We start from the raw sequence: 17,513 nt of genomic DNA, 5'->3' as shown, positions 1-17,513 counted from the left end.
CGGCACGATCCTGCCTGACGTACAGGCATCCTTCCGGGGGGCAGGCCTGCGCGCGCGTCAGGGCCGGCGTCCGAGGCCAGCGTGTCAGGGCCGGCATCAAGACCCGACGCCCGCAACGTCCTCGGCAGCCTCGAGATCGGGCCTTCGGACCAAGTGCAGGTAGGTCGGATCGAAATCGCAAAACGCCCGCAGGCGCGCGACGTCCGGAATGTGCAGCCGGCGGTCCTTCAGCCGGATCAATCCGGCCAAGCGCAGGTCACGCAGGATGCGACTCACGTGGATCGTCGTGATGCCGAGGATATCGGCGAGCATCGGCTGGGTCAGGGGCAGGGGGCAATCCCGCTCTCCGGCGGCGCCGACGAGTTGCTGGCGCAGCAGCAGCTCGCAGAACAGGTGGGCGATGCGCTTGTCGGCAGGGCGCTGGCCCATGCTGGCGAGCCATTCCCGCAGGATGCTCTCATCGACGAGGGTCGCCCACCACAAGGTCCGGGCGAGGCGCGAATCGCGGAAGACGAGAGCGTCGACCCGCTCCTGCGGGATGTCGGCGACGGTGCATGCGGTCAACGCGGCGATGTAATGGTCGGACGGGCCGAGTACGATCGATTGCAGGTCGCAGAAATCGCCCGGCAGGAGCAGCCCGAGGATCTGCCGATGCCCATCATCGATGAGCTTGTAGCGGAAGGCGTAGCCTTCGAGGACGAGGTGGACGCCTGCCGCCCGGTCGCCGGCCCGGACGATGTCCTGCTGCGGCTCCAGGCTGCGCCTGGATCGGGCTAGGTCAGCCAGGAGGGCCCGATCGCCGGCATCGAGATCCGCGCCGTAGCGAAGTCTGAGGACCAGAGGGTTGCTGCGTGGGAGCGTCACGGTCGCGTCCATGGACGCTCAACGCGGAACGCTCCGTTCCGTGCCATGGAAACCAAGCAGACTTTTGTAGGAAACCGCCCTCCGGAGGCGGTGTTCCCATAACCCTGGTCAACCCTGGCCCCAGTTGCGCCTCAGGCTGCCTTCCAGCGCCGTGCGGTGTGGTTGCCGAAGGCGCGGGCGTAGAGATTGCAGTAATTCAGCGCCGCCCCGTCCCAGCCGAACGAGCGGGACATCGCGCTGCGCCGCATGGTGTTGAGGCGCTTCTTCTGGCCGAAAGTCTCGAAGGCACGGCGGATGGCCGAGGTCAGTCCCTTGGGCGAGGCCTCGCCGAAGGTGAAGCCCGTGACGCCGTCCTCGACCGTGTCGTTGAGACCGCCGGTGCGGCGCACGATCGGCAGGGAGCCGAAGCGCTGCGCGTACATCTGGGCCAGCCCGCAGGGTTCGAAACGTGAGGGCATCAGCAGGAAGTCGCTGCCGGCGAAGATGCGGCGGGCCTCGGTTTCCCTGAAGCCCACATGGACACCGACATTCGTGGGATGGCGCCCGGCGAGGTCGCGCAATGCCTCCTCGAACCGGCCCTCGCCCTGGCCGATCACCACGAGCTGACCGCCCTCGGCGACGATCGATTCGGCGGCGCTGATGCTGAGATCGATGCCCTTCTGGTGGACGAGGCGCGAGACGATGGCGAAGAGCGGGCCGCGGGAGACCGCCATTCCGAACTGTTTGCGCACCTCGTCGGCATTGGCCCGCTTGCCCTTCCAGTCATCGGGCTCGAAACGGGTGGCGAGGTGCGGGTCGGTGCGCGGGTCCCAACTCTCGTCGATTCCGTTGAGGATGCCGGTGAGGCGTCCCTGCGCGGCGCGGGTGCGCAGGAGGCCGTCGAGGCCGCAGCCTCCCTCGGGCGTGGTGATCTCGCGCGCGTAGGTCTCGCTCACCGTGGTGACGTGAGACGCGTGGTAGATGCCGGCCTTGAGGAAGGAGAGCTGGCCGTAGAACTCGACGCCGTCCATTTGGAACGCGTAGTCCGGCACGCCGATCCGCCCGAGATTGTCGCGGTGGAACAGACCCTGATAGGCGAGATTGTGGATCGTCAGCACGCTCGGGCGGCGGATGCCGAGCCAGGACATGTAGGCGGGCGCCAGCGCCGTCTGCCAGTCGTTGAGATGCAGCAGATCGGCCGACCAGTAAGGATCGATGCCGGCGGCGAGTTCCGCCGCCGCCCGGCTGAGGCGGGCAAACCGCAGGTCGTTGTCGCCGAAATCGCCGCTGGCATCGCCGTAGGGCGTGCCGTCGCGCTCGTACAGGTCGGGCGCGACCAGCACGTAGACGCCGAGCCCGTCCGGCGTGGTGCCGAAGCCGAGTTCGCAGCCCGGTACGCTGGCGAAGCTGCCGAACCGGGCGATCATCGTCAGGTTTTCGAGTCCGGCGAGCACCCGCGCGTAGCCGGGGATGAGGATGCGGACGTCGTAGTGGCGGCGCAGGGCGCGGGGCAGTGAACCCGCGACCTCCCCGAGGCCGCCGGTCTTCACGAAATCCGCCATTTCCGGCGTAGCGTAGAGGATCCGGGGAAGAAGAGTGTTGCCGAGCCTGATGCCGGGCTCGGATTGCGGGATCAGCGACGATGCCTCGGCGACCGGGCGATCACCGAGATCCACGTAAGCCATCGACACGCCCCCAGACCAGCGGCGCGGCTCGTGGAAAGCGGGAACCGCCGCTGCTGCGCTCGGCATTGAAATGCTCCGGAAGGCAATCCGTTCCGTTGCATCGCACAATTCAGGCCAGGTTCAGACGGATATTTTTGCGATGCGACCCGCGTTGCGATCATGGGCTGCCTGCGCTGCAGGAATATGTCCGCTTCCCAGCGCATCGAGCCCCGCCTTGGGTGGTGAAACGCACAGGGTGCGGCGCAGCGTAAGAGCCGCAGGCAGCGAGGCGAGGACGGGAGGACCTTAGCGGTCTGTCGGCCGGAGGATGACTCCCTCGTCCGGGTGAAGCTGGAGATTGCCTTCGGCCCTGCCGCCCGCCCGTCCCGGATGGGTCGAGAGCAGAATCGTCCAGGCGCTCTCAGCTCCCAGTGGCACCAACCAATCCCGATGACCGAAATTGAGCAGAATGCGCAGGGTTTCACCACCGGCGAAACGCTCGTAGGCGAACACCGCGGCGGCGAGATCCGGAGGCAGGGAGAGGCTGCGCCACTCACCGATCGACAGAGCGGAATGATCCCGACGCAGGGACAGGAGCCGGCGGTAGAGCGTCAGGATCGAGCGGGAATCATCGCGCATCTCGTCGACGTTGCGCCGCTCCGCGTCGGCACTGAGCGGAAGCCAGGGCGTACCGGTGGTGAAGCCCGCATTCGGTGCGTCCTCCCACTGCATCGGCGTGCGCTCCGGGTCACGCCCGTGGCCGGGCTCGTTGCGCCCCCACGGATCCTGTGCCCGCTCGGGCGGCACCGCGACGTGTCCGAGACCGATCTCATCACCGTAATAGAGCGTCGGCGTGCCGCGCAGCGTCAACAGCAGGATGGCCGCCACGCGCGCCTGCGCCTCGCCGACACGGGCGGCGATGCGGGGCTGGTCGTGGTTGCCGAGCACCCAGTTCGGCCAGCCGCCTTCGGGCAGGGCCGCCTCGTATTCCGCCACCAGAGTCGCCACTGCGTCCGCGCGCCACGGCGTCTGGATGAGCTGGAAGTTGAACGGCAAGTCGGCCCCCGTCAGGCCGGGGCCGTAATAAGCCATCAGCCGCTCGATCGGCAGGTAGATCTCGCCGATCAGCACCCGCTCGCCGTATGCGCGCAGCACCGTGCGCATCCCGGCAATGACGTCGAGCACCTCGGGCCGGTCGCAGGAATAGACCTGATGGAAGCGGTTGATCCCGGCCTGATGCGACTGGAAGGCGGGATTCTGCGGGTTGTCGCGAAATCCCTCGTCCTTGATCAGGTGCCAGATCACATCGACGCGAAAACCGTCCACGCCGCGCTCCAGCCAGAAGCGCAGGGCGTCGTGCATCGCCGCCCGCACGTCCGGGTTGCGCCAGTTCAGGTCCGGCTGCTCGGGCAGGAAGGCGTGATAGTAGTACTGGCCGGTAGCCGGATCCTGGGTCCAGGCCGGGCCTCCGAAATTCGAGAGCCAGTTATTCGGCGGACCGCCGTCGGGGGCCGGATCGCGCCAGATGTACCAGTCGCGCTTGCGTGCCTCGCGGCTCGCACGGCTCTCGGCGAACCACGGATGCTCGATCGAGCTGTGGTTGGGCACGAAGTCGAGAATCACCTTCAGCCGGCGCCGATGCGCCTCGCTGATCAGGGCATCGAAATCCTCCAGGGTGCCGAACAGCGGGTCGACGGCGCAGTAATCGGCCACGTCGTAGCCGAAATCGGCCATGGGCGAGCGGTAGAACGGCGAGATCCAGACCGCATCGACGCCGAGCCATGCGAGGTAGTCCAGCCGCGCCGTGATCCCCCGAAGGTCGCCGACGCCGTCCCCATCCGTGTCCTGGAATGAGCGCGGATAGACCTGATAGACTGTCCCGTTCTGCCACCAGACCGCTTCGGAGCCGCTCGTCCCGGATATCGGACCGCCCATCGGACCTCCCGCGATGCTGCCACCGACACCATGCGCATCATTCCAGGGTTGGGTAGAGCCGTTCAGCAAGCCTTCAAGCGTCCGGTGTCATTTCTCCTGCCGGTCGGCGACCGATGCGCGAGCGTTGTGTCCAAGGTGACACAGGCGTGAGGGCATACGACTTGCGAAAGACATGTTTGCACGCATGTGTCGCGATGTGTCTCGACAAGGCCGGCCACCGGCAACACCATGGTGCGGCAGGGCGACAGACCACGTCGCGGATCATCGGGCCGCCGCGAGAAGCGGCCGGGCTCCGCGCTCAACCGACATCCTCGGCTGCAACGAAGGGGGATACCCAGGTGCTGAACGAAGCTCTGTCCGTTCTCGTCAGGAACGGCGAAGCGGACACTTCCGCTTCATCGGCGAAGACGGCGAAGGCCGCCGCCACCTATGTTAAGCCGCGTGAGAGCGCCGGAAGCGACGCCGTCGTGGCTTTGCGCGAGGACATCCGCGCCAAGCTCATCTACGTGATCGGCAAGACGCCCGAGGCTGCCCGCGAGCGCGACTGGTTCGCCGCCACCGCACTGGCGCTGCGCGACCGGATCGTCGATGCCTGCTATCGGGCTCACGCCGGCACCGTGCCGGACAAGCGGGTCTATTACCTCTCGCTCGAATTCCTGATCGGCCGGCTTCTGTCGGATGCGATGAACAATCTCGGCCTCGTCGAGACCACCAAGGCGGCGCTTCGCGACCTCGGCGTCGATCTCGCCGACGTCGAGGGGGCCGAGCCCGACGCGGCGCTCGGCAATGGCGGCCTCGGGCGGCTCGCCGCCTGCTTCATGGAGAGCATGGCGAGCCTGTCGATCCCCGCGATCGGCTACGGCATCCGCTACGACCACGGCATCTTCCGCCAGTCGCTGGAAGACGGATGGCAGCGTGAGGCGCCGGAGACCTGGCTCGCGGAAGGCAATCCTTGGGAGTTCGCCCGGCCGGAATCGACCTACAAGATCGGCTTCGGCGGCCACGTCACCATGACGAGCCAGGGCGACCATCAGATCCGCCGCCACTGGCACCCGGCCGAGACCGTGAACGCGGTTGCCTACGACGTGCCGATCGTCGGCTGGCGGGGTAAACACGTCAACGTCCTGCGGCTGTGGAAGGCGGAGGCCGACGCGCCGCTCGAACTCGCCCGCTTCAATGCCGGCGACCATGTCGGCGCGGTGGCCGACCGGGCCCGGGCCGAGGCGATCTCACGGGTGCTCTACCCGAGCGATTCCTCCGCCGAGGGCCAGGAACTGCGCCTGCGCCAGGAGTTCTTCTTCACCTCCGCGTCTCTGCAAGATCTCGTGCGCCGGCACGTCGCCGAGCGCGGCAGCTTGCGCTCCCTGCCCGACCACGCCGCGATCCAGCTCAACGACACGCATCCGGCCATCGCCGTGCCGGAGCTCATGCGCATCCTGATGGAGGATCACGACCTTCCCTGGGAGGATGCGTGGCAGATCACCTCCAACACTTTGCACTACACCAATCACACCCTGCTGCCCGAGGCGCTGGAGACCTGGCCGGTCGAGCTGATGGAGCAACTGCTGCCGCGCCACATGCAGATCATCTACCTGATCAACTGGCTGCACCTCGAGGAGCAGAGCAAGAACGCCAAAGGCGGGGCATCGGGCGGGGCGTTCGATGTGTCCACCGTCTCGCTGATCGACGAGTCGCACGGCCGGCGCGTGCGCATGGGGCCGCTGGCCTTCCATGGCTCGCGGCGGGTCAACGGCGTCTCGGCGCTCCACAGCGAGCTGCTGAAGTCGACCGTGTTCAAGGATCTCCACGCAATCGAGCCGGAGAAGATCATCAACAAGACCAACGGCATCACCTTCCGCCGCTGGCTTCACAACGCCAACCCGGAGCTGACGGCGCTCGCCGTCGAGGCGGCGGGCGAGGGCGTTCTCGATGATCCGACACTGCTCGAGCGGCTGGTGCCGTTTGCCGACGACCCGGAATTCCGCAAGCGCTACGCAGCGATGCGGAAGACCCGCAAGAAGCGCCTCGCCCACGTGATCGCCGAGCGCACCGGCGTCACCGTCGATCCCTCGGCGCTGTTCGACGTGCAGATCAAGCGCATCCACGAGTACAAGCGCCAGCTCCTCAACCTCATCGAGACCGTGGCGCTCTACCAGGCGATCAAACAGGCGCCGCACAAGGATTGGACGCCACGCGTCAAAATTTTCGCCGGCAAGGCGGCGCCGAGCTACGTCCAGGCCAAGCTCATCATCAAGCTCGCGGGCGACATCGCCAACGTCGTCAACACGGATCCCGAGATCGGCGACCGGCTGAAGGTGGTGTTCCTGCCGAACTACTCGGTGAGCCTGGCCGAGGTGATCATCCCGGCCGCCGACCTTTCCGAGCAGATCTCGACCGCGGGCATGGAAGCCTCGGGCACGGGCAACATGAAGCTCGCCCTCAACGGTGCGCTGACCGTCGGTACGCTCGACGGCGCCAATATCGAGATCAAGGATCATGTCGGCGCGGAGAACATCTTCATCTTCGGCCTCGACGCCGAAGGGGTGCTCGCCCGCGCGGGCGAGCCGGATTACGCTGCCAAGGCGATCGCGGCCTCGCCGCGGCTGGCCGCGGCACTCGATGCCATCGCTGGCGGCGCGTTCTCGCCGGATGATCCGGCCCGCTTCGCGCCACTCGTGGACGAGCTGCGCCACAGCGACCGCTACCTGACCACGGTCGATTTCGAGGATTACTGGCGCGTCCAGCGCGAGATCGACGCCGCATGGAAGCGTCCGGCCCAGTGGTGGCGCGCGGCGATCCTCAACACCGCCCGCATGGCGTGGTTCTCCTCCGACCGCTCGATGCGCGAATACGCCGAGGAGATCTGGCGGGTGAAGGTGGCCTGAACCCGTCAGCCGTTGAAATCGAAAAAGGGGCAGGACGGGTGATCCGTCCTGCCCCTTTTTGTGTGAACTGAGACGGGCAAACTGTGCCCGATTGGTAACGAGCGGTCAGAGCCCGTTCGTCCAATCCTTAGCCTCAGGATGAGGGAGGCGGATAGGAGACCCGTTTCGAAGAGCGTCTCACGCCCCCGGTTCGAGCGGGATCGGGTAGTACCGCGCGCCCGCCGCCGCCGCCAAAACCTCGACCGCGCCGAGTGTCGAGGGACAGCCGGAGGCATGCACCACATCGGTCGCCCGCAGGCTTGGGATGTGGGCGGTGAGCGGACCGGGGCGCACGTCCGGGGCCCGCTGGCGGTGGCGGTCGGCGGCGAGCGTGATGCGGGTCACGCCGGTGGCGCGCAGCCACTCCAGGGATGGGCGCATGTAGAGGTCGAGGGGATCGCGGGCGCCGATCACGAGGCAGATCTCGCGGGCGGGCTCGACGTAGCGCGCGGCACGGGCAATGGCCCAGATTCCGGCAAATCCGGTCTCCGCCGCGACCAGCACGAGACGGCCGCCGCCGGGACGGTAGGTGCCGTTGCCGACCGGGCCTTTCACCTTCACCGCGCGGCCGGGCTCGACGGCGCAGCCGAACAGGGCGGTGAGATCCTCCGCGCACTCGCCGCGCAGGTGGAAGACGAGTTCATTCAGCTCCGCGCCGCCCTCGACGCCGAGCGTCGGCGTGAGGGTGACCGGGCGCCCCCCCTCGAGCGTGACGACGACCTGATCGCCCGGCTCGAAGGGAAGCCGCCGCTCCAGGGTTGCGACCACCTGCAGGACCCGCGGCGCAAGCGCCGTAACCGTGTCGATGCTGCCGGTGCGGCGCGCGAGTGTCCGCGCGGGTGTCCGCGCGGGTGTCTTGACGGGCCGGATCGTCGCGTCCGGATCGGGAACGGACAGCGTCACCGCCTCCGCTCTCCGGGCTCGAACGGGCAGCCGTCGCGAGGCAGGACCGGCGCCCTGGCCGAACAGGCCGGTCATCGGGGCGATCACCCCGTCAGCGAGCGCAGTTTCCAGCGAGGTGTCGCCGGGGGAGACCCGCAGGGGCTGGCCGTTGACGACAAGCGAGCAACGGGCGCTCGTGGGAGCACGCATGGCGGCAACCCGCTCCGATCTGATGTCAGGTGTTTCGAAGGATCAGCGCGGGTCGTGGATCAGGCGCTCGACCAGGGCGGCCCAGCGCGCGCGCACGGCCCGCGACTCCTCGCTCAGCGTCTCCGCTTCCACGAGGCCGAGGCTGCTGCGAAGGGCCTCGCTCTCCCGGCGCTCGGCGGCCAGCGCCGCTTTCATCATCGCGACTTCGAGGCGCAGGCGCGTGAGATCCGCCTCACCCGTATCGACTTCAGGCTCGGAGAGCAGGGAAGCGGGGACTTGCGCCAGAGCATCCGCTGGTGCTTCCACCACGACCTGCGCGACGGCTTCCGCCGGAGCCTTCGTCACCGCTTCCGCCGCACTTTCCGAAACGAACGCCCGCGGCTGCACCGCCCCGGCGAGATGCGCGTGGATGGGGCGTGTCATCAGGCGCCGCATCGCGCTACCGGAGGGGGCCGGGCTCCTGCGTCTCGTCGCCTCGATCATCGTCCATCCTCAGACCGGCGGGCCCGCCGAAGCGGCGTCCCGGATAGCTCGGATGGACCTTCCTTCAACATGGTTAAGGGAGGTTTAAACAGAAACGCGAGCGACCTGCCTCATCGTGAGATCAGGATGGCGGAACCCGACAGCGGGATCACGCCGCCTCGGGCGCGGCGCCGACGAGCTGGCGGGCCTGGAGCACGGTCATCGGCTCGCCGAAGGCCGCCCCCTGCGCATAATCGCAGCCGAGCTCCTGCAGCCCTTGCGCGTCTTCCTCCGACTCGGCGCCCTCGGCGATGGTGGCGAGGCCCAGTTCCTGCCCCATCCGCAGGACCGAGCGCAGCATGGCGGTGCGTCCCTGGCCCATCTGGCGCACGAAGCTGTGGTCGATCTTGATCGTGTCGAAGGGGAAGCGCTGGAGATAGGAGATTGCCGAGTAGCCGGTGCCGAAATCGTCGAGGACCAGACCGGCGCCGAGGTCGTGAATGCGGGTGAGCATCTGGGCGGCGTATTCCGGGTTCTCCATCACCAGCCCCTCGGCCAGTTCCAGCTTGAGCGAGCCGGGCAACACGCCGGTGCGGGCGATCACCGTCTTCACGTCATGCAGGAGGTCATGGCGCAGGAGCTGCCGCGAGGAGACGTTGACCGAGGCGAAGATCGGCGGCTCGACATCGAGGGAGCGCTGCCAGGCGGCGAGTTCGAGCGCCGTGCGCTCGATGGCGAAATTGCCGAGCTGGACGATGACACCGGTCTCTTCCGCCACCGGCAGGAAGGTCGAGGGCGCGATGCGGCCGAGCTTCGGATGGTCCCAGCGCAGCAGCGTTTCGAAGCCGGCGACGGTGCGGTCCTCGAGCCGGACGATCGGCTGGAACAGCACCTTGATCTCGTTGCGCTCCAGCGCCTTGCGCAGATCCGCCTCCAGCATCAGCCGGTCGGAGCGCTCCAGCCGCATGTTGGCGCGGAACACCTCGATCCGGTCGCCGCCGCCGCGCTTGGCTTGGATCATCGCCATCTCGGCGTTCTTGAACACCTCTTCCCGGCGTGGCTGGCCGTTATTCCCCGCCCCTTGCGCCGCCTCGTGCAGGGCGGTGCCGATGGAGACGGTGAGGAACACCTCGCGGTCGGCATAGGTGACCGGGGTGGCAATGGCACGCCGGATCATCTCGGCGAAGGAGAGGATGCGGTCGGGCTCGCGCTCGGAGAGCAGGATCACCGCGAACTCGTCACCCGCGACCCGGGCCAAGGTGTCCTGCGGCCGCAGCAGACGGCCGAGCCGGCGCGAGAGGGTGAGCAGGATCGAGTCGCCCGCCGAGAGGCCGATGGCGTCGTTGATCGCCTTGAACCGGTCGATGTCGAGGGCGATCACTGCCGGCTTGAGGCGCGGATCCTGGCTCGCCAGGGCCAGCGCAGCCTCCAGCCGGTCGTGGAACAGCTCGCGGTTCGGCAGCCCGGTGAGGCTGTCATGGACGGCGTCGTGCAGCAGTCGCTCCTCGGCGGTCTTGGCCTCGGTGACGTCGCTGATGGTGCCGACGATGCGGATCACCTCGCCGTCGGTGCCGATCACGGGCCGCGCCTTCAGCCGGTACCACGCGTAGGGGCCGTCGGCCGAGCGCAGGCGAAAATCGTGCGTGATGCGCCCGCGCCGCTCCTCGATCACCGTGTCCAGGGCGGCCGAGTAGCGCTCCACGTCGAAGGGATGGAGCAGGCCGAGCCAGTTCGCTGCCGGCCCTTCGAGGGTGCCGCGCTTGAGCCCGAGCTGCGCCTCGATCTCCGGGCCGGCGAAGACGCGGTCGCCGGGCACGTCCCAGTCGAACACGATGTCGCCCGCCCCCGTCAGCGCCAGCGCCCGGCGCTCGGTGTCCGAGACGAGGCTGTGGCTCAGGCCCCCCCCGGCGAAGGCGTGCTGCATCACGGTGAAGCCGATCAGCATGACGATGAGCACGAGGCCGCCGATGAGCGCCGGCTGCACGAGGTCGGAGCCGATCTGCCCGGTGATGGCAAAGCCCGCCGCCACCACCCAGACCAGCAGCAGCAGCCAGGTCGGCACCAGCAGGATGGCGCGGTCGTAGCCGTTATGGACGGCGAGATAGAGGATCAGCAGCAGCCCGACGCCGGCCACCGCCGCGATCGAGATGCGCGCCACGCCTGCCGCCACCGGCGGATCGAACACCGCGAGCGCCACGAGACCGGCGAGGAAGGTGAGCCAGAAGAAGGCGACGTGGCTATAGCGCACATGCCAGCGCGACAGGTTCAGGTAGGCGAACAGGAACACGAGCAGGGTCGCGCCGAGCACGGCCTCGGCGGAGGCGCGGTAGATCCGCTCTGCGAGTTCGGTGACGGGAAACACCCGTTGCAGGAAGCCGAAATCGATGCAGGCATAGGCCAGCACCGCCCAGGAGAGCGCCGCGGCCGCGGGGAAGATGATTGCGCCCTTCACCACGAAGATGATGGTGAGGAACAGCGCGAGCAGCCCGGCGATGCCGATGATGATGCCCTTGTAGAGCGTCAGCCCCGAGGTCTTTTTGCGGTAGGCGTCCTGGTCCCAGAGGTAGACCTGCGGGATGTTCGGACCCTTCAACTCGGCGACGTAGGTGACCGTGGTGCCGGGATCGATGGTGATCAGGAACTGGTCGGCGTCCAGGCTCTCGTCGCGCTCGGGCCGGATGCCCTCGCTCGCGGTGATCGCGGCGATGCGCGAGCCGCCGAGATCGGGCCAGATCACCCCGGAGCCGACGAGGCGGAAATGCGGGGCGACCAGCAGGCGGTCGATCTGCTCGTCGGTGTCGTTGGTGAGCGCGAACACCATCCAGTCGGGCCGCGCCCCCGCCTCGCGTGCCTTGACTGCGATGCGGCGCACGATGCCGTCCTTGCCCGGGGCGGTGGAGATCTGGATCAGGTCGCCGTCCGAGCGGTAGCGCTCGATCGTCGGCGTCAGGTCGATCGCGGGCGCGTCGAGGGTGACGCGCACGGCTTCGACCGCGGAGGCGGGGGCGGTGGTCCCGAGGAGGCAGGCGAGGGAGCCCGCCACGGCCGTCAGGATCGCGAGGGCCAGGGCAAGGGCCAGTGAAAGCGTGCGCAACGGGCGATTCTTGACAGCCGGCTTGAGCGGTGGAGGCGAGCGGCCAAGTCGTATCGGCGGCTCTCCGCCCCCGCAAGGCAAGCCGGCCGGGACGCGCGGCCCGCCCACCGCTCTTTCGGGGGACCGTGTCAGGCGGATCGCGTGGCTTTGCGGCCAAAACAAGTTGGGATCGCCGCAGCGGGGCTACGCTGGCCTCGCTTGGTCGTGCCGGGGCGGGTAGAGCGGAACCTATGCGAATGATCGGAACACGCCGCCCCGAAACTCCCTTCCGCAGAAGCGGGAGAGCGGCAGAGCCCTGACTTGCGATCCGATGATCCTCGCTCCCCTCCTCGTCGTGCCGCTGGCGGCGCTCCTCTCCGCCGGACTCATCGTGCTGCTGAAGCCGCTGCTGCAGCGCTATGCCCTGGCGCGCCCGAACGCCCGCTCGAGCCACCGGGTGCCGACGCCGCAGGGTGGCGGGATCGCCATCGTCGCCGCCGGGCTGATCACGGCAGCCGTCCTAGCGATGCCAGCCGGAATCACGCTCGCGGGCGTCGAGCTGCCTGTGCTGGCTCTCTCCGTGCTCGCCCTCGCCGCAATCGGCGCCGTCGACGACATTCGGCCGCTGCCGGCCTCGCTCCGGCTCGTGATCCAGGCCGGCGCGGTCGCCGCCGTCGTGCTCACCGCTGAGGGCCGCCTGTTGCCGTCCGTGCCGCTCGGGATTGAACGGAGCTTCGCGATCCTCGCCGGGCTCTGGTTCGTGAACCTCGTCAATTTCATGGACGGGCTCGACTGGATGACGCTGGCCGAATTCGTGCCGCCCGCCGCGTTCCTGTTCGCCCTCGGCCTCTCCGGCCGCTACGCCCCCGAGCCGACGCTGGTCGCCGGCGCGCTGCTCGGCGGCCTCCTCGGCTTCGCGCCGTTCAACCGGCCGGTGGCGCGGCTGTTCATGGGCGATGTCGGCTCGCTGCCGATCGGGCTGGTCGTGGCGTGGCTGCTGTTTCGCCTCGCGGGGGAGGGGGGCCTCGCCGCCGCGCTGATCCTGCCGCTCTATCCGCTGGCCGATGCGACGCTCACCCTGCTCTGGCGCTTGCGGCGGGGTGACGCCGTCTGGCAGGCCCATCGCAGCCACTACTATCAGGTCGCTACCGTCAACGGTTTCTCTGTGCCGGAGACCGTCGGCTCGGTCTTCGCCGTGCAGGCGGCACTGGCCGGGCTGGCGGGCGCGACCTTGCTTTGGCCGTCTCTGCCCGTCACGCTCGCCTGTCTCGGCCTCGCGGCGGGGCTGGTCGGATGGCTGCTGCGCCGGTTCGCGACGCCGCGGGCCGCTAGCGCGTGAGGGAAAACGGGTGAGCGGAAAGCTGATCGCGCTGACGGGAGCCACCGGCTTCATCGGACGCCACTTGCTGCGGACCCTCTCGGCGCAGGGCTACCGGGTGCGCGTGCTGCTGCGCCGACCGGTCGAGGTGCCGGAGGGCGCCAGCGGCGCCGTCGTCGGCGATCTGGCGCGGCCGATGAACATGGCCGCCGCGCTCAGTGGGGTCGACGCCGTGGTCCATTCGGCCGGCCTCGCCCACGCCATGTCCGGCGCGCCCGAGGACGACTTTCGCAACTCGAACACCGAGGCGACGCGCAAGCTCGCCGAAGCGGCGCAGCGGGCACGGGTGGGCCGCTTCGTGTTCCTGTCCTCGATCCGGGCGCAGGTGGGATCGAGCGCCCCGGCGCCCCTGTCCGAGGCGGACGCGCCGGAACCGACCGATCCTTACGGCCGCTCGAAGCTCGCAGCAGAGGAGGCGCTGGCCGTGACCGGCCTCGATTGGGTCGCCCTGCGCCCGGTCCTCGTCTACGGCGCGGGAGTGAAGGGCAACATGGCGGCGCTGCTCAAGCTCGCCCGCACGCCCTATCCGCTGCCGCTTGCGAGCCTGACCGGGCGCCGCTCGCTGGTCTCGGTCGAGAGTCTTGCGGGCGCGGTGGCGACGGTGCTGGAGGCATCCGGTCCCCTGAGGCGTTCGCTGGTCGTGGCCGATCCCGATCCGCTGACGCTGCCCGAGATGCTCACCGCGCTCCGCGCCGGCCTCGGTCGGGGTCCCGGCCTGCTGCCCTGTCCCGTTCCGCTGATCGGCCTCGCTTGCCGCGCCACCGGCCGCGAGGCCGCCTTCGACCGGCTATCCGGCTCGCTCGTCGCCCGCGCCGAGGGCTTGGAGGCCCTGGGCTGGCGGCCGGCGCAAGCGTCGCGGGACGGGCTCGCGGCGCTGGCGCGGGCGGGCGGCTGAGGTCTGAGTGTCAGTCACAAAACTCCCGCCGCGCTGTCGTAGCCAGAGCGGCAACCCATCAGGGACCGGGAGTCTCGTGAGCACTCTTAAGCGGCCTTGAGAGCCGCCGCAGCGTCCAGGGCGCCGGCCAGCGCCCGCTCGCGGGCCTCCGGGCCCAGGGCGATGCCTTCGGCGACGATGATCTCCGGTGCCGTGATGCCGATGAAGGCCAGCACCGCGCGCAGATACGTTTCCGCGTGCTCGGCCGCCGCGGCGGGCGTGCCCGGCCCGTAGAGGCCGCCGCGCGAGACGACGGCGATGACCCGCTTGCCGCCCGCGAGGCCCTCGGCCCCGGACGGCCCGTAGCGGAAGGTGACACCCGCCACGAGGATGCGGTCGATCCAGGCCTTGAGCTGGCTCGACAGGGTAAAATTATAGAGCGGCGCACCGATCACCACCACATCGGCCGCCAGGAACTCCTCCAGCACCTGCCGGCCGAGATCGACGTCGTGCTGCACGTCGGGCGTGTTCGTCGCGTTGGGCTGCGCCCCGGCGAGGACCGCGCCCGAGAGGTGCGGCAGCGGCGTCCCGGCGAGGTCGCGGTAGATGACCTCGAGACCGGGATGCTGCGCCCGCAGGCGGTCCACGATGGCGGCGGAGACCGTCCGGCTGACGGAGTGCGGCCCCAGAATGCTGCCGTCGACGTGAAGGAGCTTCATGTTTGATCCTCGGTATCAGAATTGAACCGAGGCGCTATAGATAACCACCGTCAGCCGCGCGCAAGGAGGCACATTCTTGGAACCCGGGCACATTGAGGGAACCGACGCGCCGCCGCGGCCCGAGCATTCCGGGCAGGATTGCCGCCTCGTCGGCACGGTGCTCGCGCGGATCGGCGACAAGTGGAGCGTCCTCGTCGTCATGATGCTGGGAGACGGTCCGCGGCGCTTCAACGAGCTGAAGCGGATGATCGGCGGCATCTCGCAGCGGATGCTCACCTTCACCCTGCGCGGGCTGGAACGCGACGGCCTCGTGACGCGCACGATCTTCCCGACGATCCCGCCGCGGGTCGATTACGAGCTGACCGAACTCGGACGCTCGCTCCGGGAGCCGATCCAGGCTCTCGGCGCCTGGGCCTTCGCCCACCTTCCCCAGATCCAGGAGGCCCGCGCCCGCTTCGACCGCCGCAGCGGCGAAGGAGCCTGAGCCGCAGCGGGTCGAGGCGTCAGGCGCTCGCCGCCTCGGCGGCTTGGGGCGGCGGCGCAAGGCTCTCGGGCTTGGTGTTCGGAACGGCCCCGGCGCGATTGCGGAAATCCGGGATCGCCTCCTCGAAAACCGCCTCCGCCGCCGCCCGGTCCCCGGCGGCCACGGCCTCGTGCAGGCGAGAGATCCACCCCTCCAGCACGGCGCGGTCGGCGAAGACGGGCTTGGCCGCCATGACGCCTTCGATGCCGGCCAGCGTGACGCGCGGCTCCTCCTTCGCGAACAGAATCTCGTTGAGCCGCTCGCCCGGCCGCGCGCCGGTGACTTGGATCTCGATGTCCTCGCCGGGCTCGAAGCCCGCGAGCCGGATCATCCGCTCGGCCAGATCCCGGATGCGCACGGGCTGGCCCATCTTCAGCACGTAGACCGCCGCGCGCTGGTCGCCGGTATCGCCGCGCCCTTCCGCGTCGGCGTGGGAGGCGGCCGTGAGCACGAGGTCGGAAGCCTCGCGCACGGTCATGAAGTAGCGCACCATCTCGGCATGGGTCACCGTGACAGGGCCGCCGCGGGCGATCTGCGCCTTGAACACCGGCACCACGGAGCCGGCCGAGCCCAGCACGTTGCCGAAGCGCACGGCGATGAGCCGGGTCGCCTCCGCGCCGCTGCGTTCCGCGTCGAGGGATTGGGCCACCATCTCGGCGAAGCGCTTGGTGACGCCGAGCTGCGAGACCGGCTCGATCGCCTTGTCGGTCGAGATCATCACCAGGGCGCGGGCGCCTGCGGCGACGGTGGCTTCGGCGACGTTGACCGAGCCGAACACGTTGGTCTTGATGCCCTCGGTCCAGTCGCGCTCGAGATACGGCACCTGCTTCAGAGCGGCTGCGTGGAAGACGTAGGTCGGACGGAAGTCGCGGATGATGGCGTACAGCCGGTCGCGGTCGCGGATGTCGGCGAGCGCGCCCTCGACCTCGGCCTCGGCATGCAGCAGGGCCGGGCCGTTGAGGACGGCGTGCAGCGCCGGCTCCGAGTTCTCGATGACGAGCAGCGCCGAGGCGCCGAAGGCGACCGCGCGGGCGCAGATCTCGGCACCGATCGAGCCGCCGCCGCCGGTCACGACCACGCGGGCACCGGTCAGGAAGCGCTCGAGCCGCGGCCGATCGATCGCGACGGTGGGGCGCAGGAGCAGATCCTCGATCTCCAGCGGCGCGAGTTCGGCGTCGCGCATGCCTTCGCCGAGGCTGGTGACGCGGGCGAGCGGCAGGCCGAGACGCCTTGCGCGGGCGATGAGGTCATCGGGCTCGGATTCGGGCGCCAGCGCGCTCGGCGTCGCCACGAGCCGGCGCACCGGCAGGCCACGATTCGCGAGGTCGGCGACGACCTGCTCGAGGTCGCGAAACCCGCCGAGCACGGGCACGCCGCGCATCATCTGGCCCGCCTCGTCCGCCCGCGGCGAGAGGATGCCCTTCGGCGACAGCCGCTTGACCGAGCCGGATTCGATGGCCCGCAGCACGATCTCGATATCGGCACCGCGGCCCAGCAGCAGCGTCGGCGTGGTGGCGGCGCGGGCGTGGCTCTGCCGCGAGCGGGCGTATTTCAGGTAGCGGAAGGCCAGCCGCGGTCCGCCGAGCAGGAAGATCTGCAAGACCCAGTAGAGGAGGATGGCGACCTTGCCGAAGAAGTAGAACCCGTAGAGGTTCGAGGAGACCAGCACGTAGTCGAGCACGAGCAGCGTCAGTGCGGTGACGCTCGCGGCGCGCACGATGCCGGCGAGGTCGGGCAGCGAGGCGAAGCGCCACTTGGTGCGGTAGAGCCGGAACCACGCGTAGATCAGTCCGGCATAGGCCAGGAACGGCGGCAGCAGCAGCGGCAGCGCGTGCAGGCGCTCGGTCAGAGCCCCGTCCTGAAAGCGGAAGACGAAGGTCAGCACCACGGCCGCCGCGGTCGCAGCGAGATCGTGGACGACCATCACCGCCGTCTTGAGGGTGCGCTTCTGCATGGTGCTTCGTGTCAGAGCATCGGCCCGAACGATGGATACCGGTTTTCGGCCATAGGCCGATGCTCGAGGCGG

The 17,513-nt window shown here is 69.1% G+C and carries 12 protein-coding genes; 4 read left to right on the top strand and 8 right to left on the bottom strand.

All coding sequences use genetic code 11. The features are described from left to right. Positions 1–96 precede the first annotated feature (96 nt). The 3 genes from FHU13_RS13175 to FHU13_RS13165 form a co-directional block, all read right to left on the bottom strand. Complete coding sequence (locus tag FHU13_RS13175) at positions 97–876, bottom strand: Crp/Fnr family transcriptional regulator (RefSeq protein ID WP_183436328.1); 780 nt, start codon at positions 874–876, stop codon at positions 97–99. Between the two features lie 119 nt (positions 877–995). Continuing rightward, positions 996–2,528, bottom strand: a complete 1,533-nt coding sequence (gene glgA / locus FHU13_RS13170) for a glycogen synthase GlgA (RefSeq protein WP_183436421.1) — start codon at positions 2,526–2,528, stop codon at positions 996–998. 285 nt (positions 2,529–2,813) lie between these two features. Next, the gene (locus FHU13_RS13165) at positions 2,814–4,442 is read right to left on the bottom strand and encodes an alpha-amylase family glycosyl hydrolase (RefSeq protein WP_183436327.1); all 1,629 of its coding nucleotides are present in this window, start codon (positions 4,440–4,442) and stop codon (positions 2,814–2,816) included. Positions 4,443–4,780: 338 nt separating this feature from the next. Between FHU13_RS13165 and FHU13_RS13160 the strand changes: the two genes are divergently transcribed. Continuing rightward, on the top strand, positions 4,781–7,327 hold the full coding sequence (locus tag FHU13_RS13160) for a glycogen/starch/alpha-glucan phosphorylase (protein ID WP_183436326.1): 2,547 nt from the start codon (positions 4,781–4,783) through the stop codon (positions 7,325–7,327). 177 nt (positions 7,328–7,504) lie between these two features. Here FHU13_RS13160 and FHU13_RS13155 read toward each other — a convergent pair whose 3' ends face one another. The 3 genes from FHU13_RS13155 to FHU13_RS13145 form a co-directional block, all read right to left on the bottom strand. After that, complete coding sequence (locus FHU13_RS13155; RefSeq protein ID WP_183436325.1) at positions 7,505–8,458, bottom strand: ferredoxin--NAD(+) reductase; 954 nt, start codon at positions 8,456–8,458, stop codon at positions 7,505–7,507. Positions 8,459–8,500: 42 nt separating this feature from the next. Continuing rightward, positions 8,501–8,881: a CCDC90 family protein gene (locus FHU13_RS13150; protein WP_246714643.1), complete on the bottom strand. Its 381-nt coding sequence runs from the start codon at positions 8,879–8,881 to the stop codon at positions 8,501–8,503. A 208-nt stretch (positions 8,882–9,089) separates the two neighbouring features. After that, positions 9,090–12,014 (bottom strand): EAL domain-containing protein, encoded by a 2,925-nt coding sequence (locus FHU13_RS13145; RefSeq protein WP_183436323.1) that lies wholly within the window; start codon positions 12,012–12,014, stop codon positions 9,090–9,092. Between the two features lie 310 nt (positions 12,015–12,324). On the opposite strand from FHU13_RS13145, the gene FHU13_RS13140 reads away from it, so the two are divergent. Both FHU13_RS13140 and FHU13_RS13135 read left to right on the top strand, forming a co-directional pair. Next, on the top strand, positions 12,325–13,332 hold the full coding sequence (locus tag FHU13_RS13140) for a glycosyl transferase (RefSeq protein WP_183436322.1): 1,008 nt from the start codon (positions 12,325–12,327) through the stop codon (positions 13,330–13,332). Positions 13,333–13,342: 10 nt separating this feature from the next. Then, positions 13,343–14,266: an NAD-dependent epimerase/dehydratase family protein gene (locus FHU13_RS13135; protein WP_183436321.1), complete on the top strand. Its 924-nt coding sequence runs from the start codon at positions 13,343–13,345 to the stop codon at positions 14,264–14,266. A gap of 86 nt (positions 14,267–14,352) precedes the next feature. Here the strand turns inward: FHU13_RS13135 and FHU13_RS13130 are convergent, their stop codons facing one another. Beyond that, a complete protein-coding gene (locus FHU13_RS13130) occupies positions 14,353–14,964 on the bottom strand; it encodes an FMN-dependent NADH-azoreductase (protein WP_183436320.1) in 612 nt (203 codons plus the stop codon). A 76-nt stretch (positions 14,965–15,040) separates the two neighbouring features. Between FHU13_RS13130 and FHU13_RS13125 the strand changes: the two genes are divergently transcribed. Beyond that, a complete protein-coding gene (locus FHU13_RS13125) occupies positions 15,041–15,448 on the top strand; it encodes a winged helix-turn-helix transcriptional regulator (protein ID WP_183436319.1) in 408 nt (135 codons plus the stop codon). Positions 15,449–15,467: 19 nt separating this feature from the next. Here the strand turns inward: FHU13_RS13125 and FHU13_RS13120 are convergent, their stop codons facing one another. Continuing rightward, entirely contained in the window at positions 15,468–17,441 is a 1,974-nt protein-coding gene (locus FHU13_RS13120) for a nucleoside-diphosphate sugar epimerase/dehydratase (protein ID WP_183436318.1), read from the bottom strand. Positions 17,442–17,513 lie beyond the last annotated feature (72 nt).

It is taken from the genome of Methylobacterium sp. R2-1, from assembly GCF_014191355.1.
In the GTDB taxonomy this organism is placed as follows: domain Bacteria; phylum Pseudomonadota; class Alphaproteobacteria; order Rhizobiales; family Beijerinckiaceae; genus Methylobacterium.
The sequence above is the reverse complement of the archived record's forward strand: the minus strand, read 5'-3'. Positions and strand labels throughout refer to the sequence as shown.

Coding starts and splice junctions, on each gene's coding strand:
- FHU13_RS13150 (WP_246714643.1), bottom strand. CDS start 8,881: ATGACACGCCCCATCCACGCGCATCTCGCCGGGGCGGTGCAGCCGCGG.
- glgA (WP_183436421.1), bottom strand. CDS start 2,528: ATGGCTTACGTGGATCTCGGTGATCGCCCGGTCGCCGAGGCATCGTCG.
- FHU13_RS13120 (WP_183436318.1), bottom strand. CDS start 17,441: ATGCAGAAGCGCACCCTCAAGACGGCGGTGATGGTCGTCCACGATCTC.
- FHU13_RS13140 (WP_183436322.1), top strand. CDS start 12,325: ATGATCCTCGCTCCCCTCCTCGTCGTGCCGCTGGCGGCGCTCCTCTCC.
- FHU13_RS13130 (WP_183436320.1), bottom strand. CDS start 14,964: ATGAAGCTCCTTCACGTCGACGGCAGCATTCTGGGGCCGCACTCCGTC.
- FHU13_RS13155 (WP_183436325.1), bottom strand. CDS start 8,458: ATGCGTGCTCCCACGAGCGCCCGTTGCTCGCTTGTCGTCAACGGCCAG.
- FHU13_RS13165 (WP_183436327.1), bottom strand. CDS start 4,442: ATGGGCGGTCCGATATCCGGGACGAGCGGCTCCGAAGCGGTCTGGTGG.
- FHU13_RS13175 (WP_183436328.1), bottom strand. CDS start 876: ATGGACGCGACCGTGACGCTCCCACGCAGCAACCCTCTGGTCCTCAGA.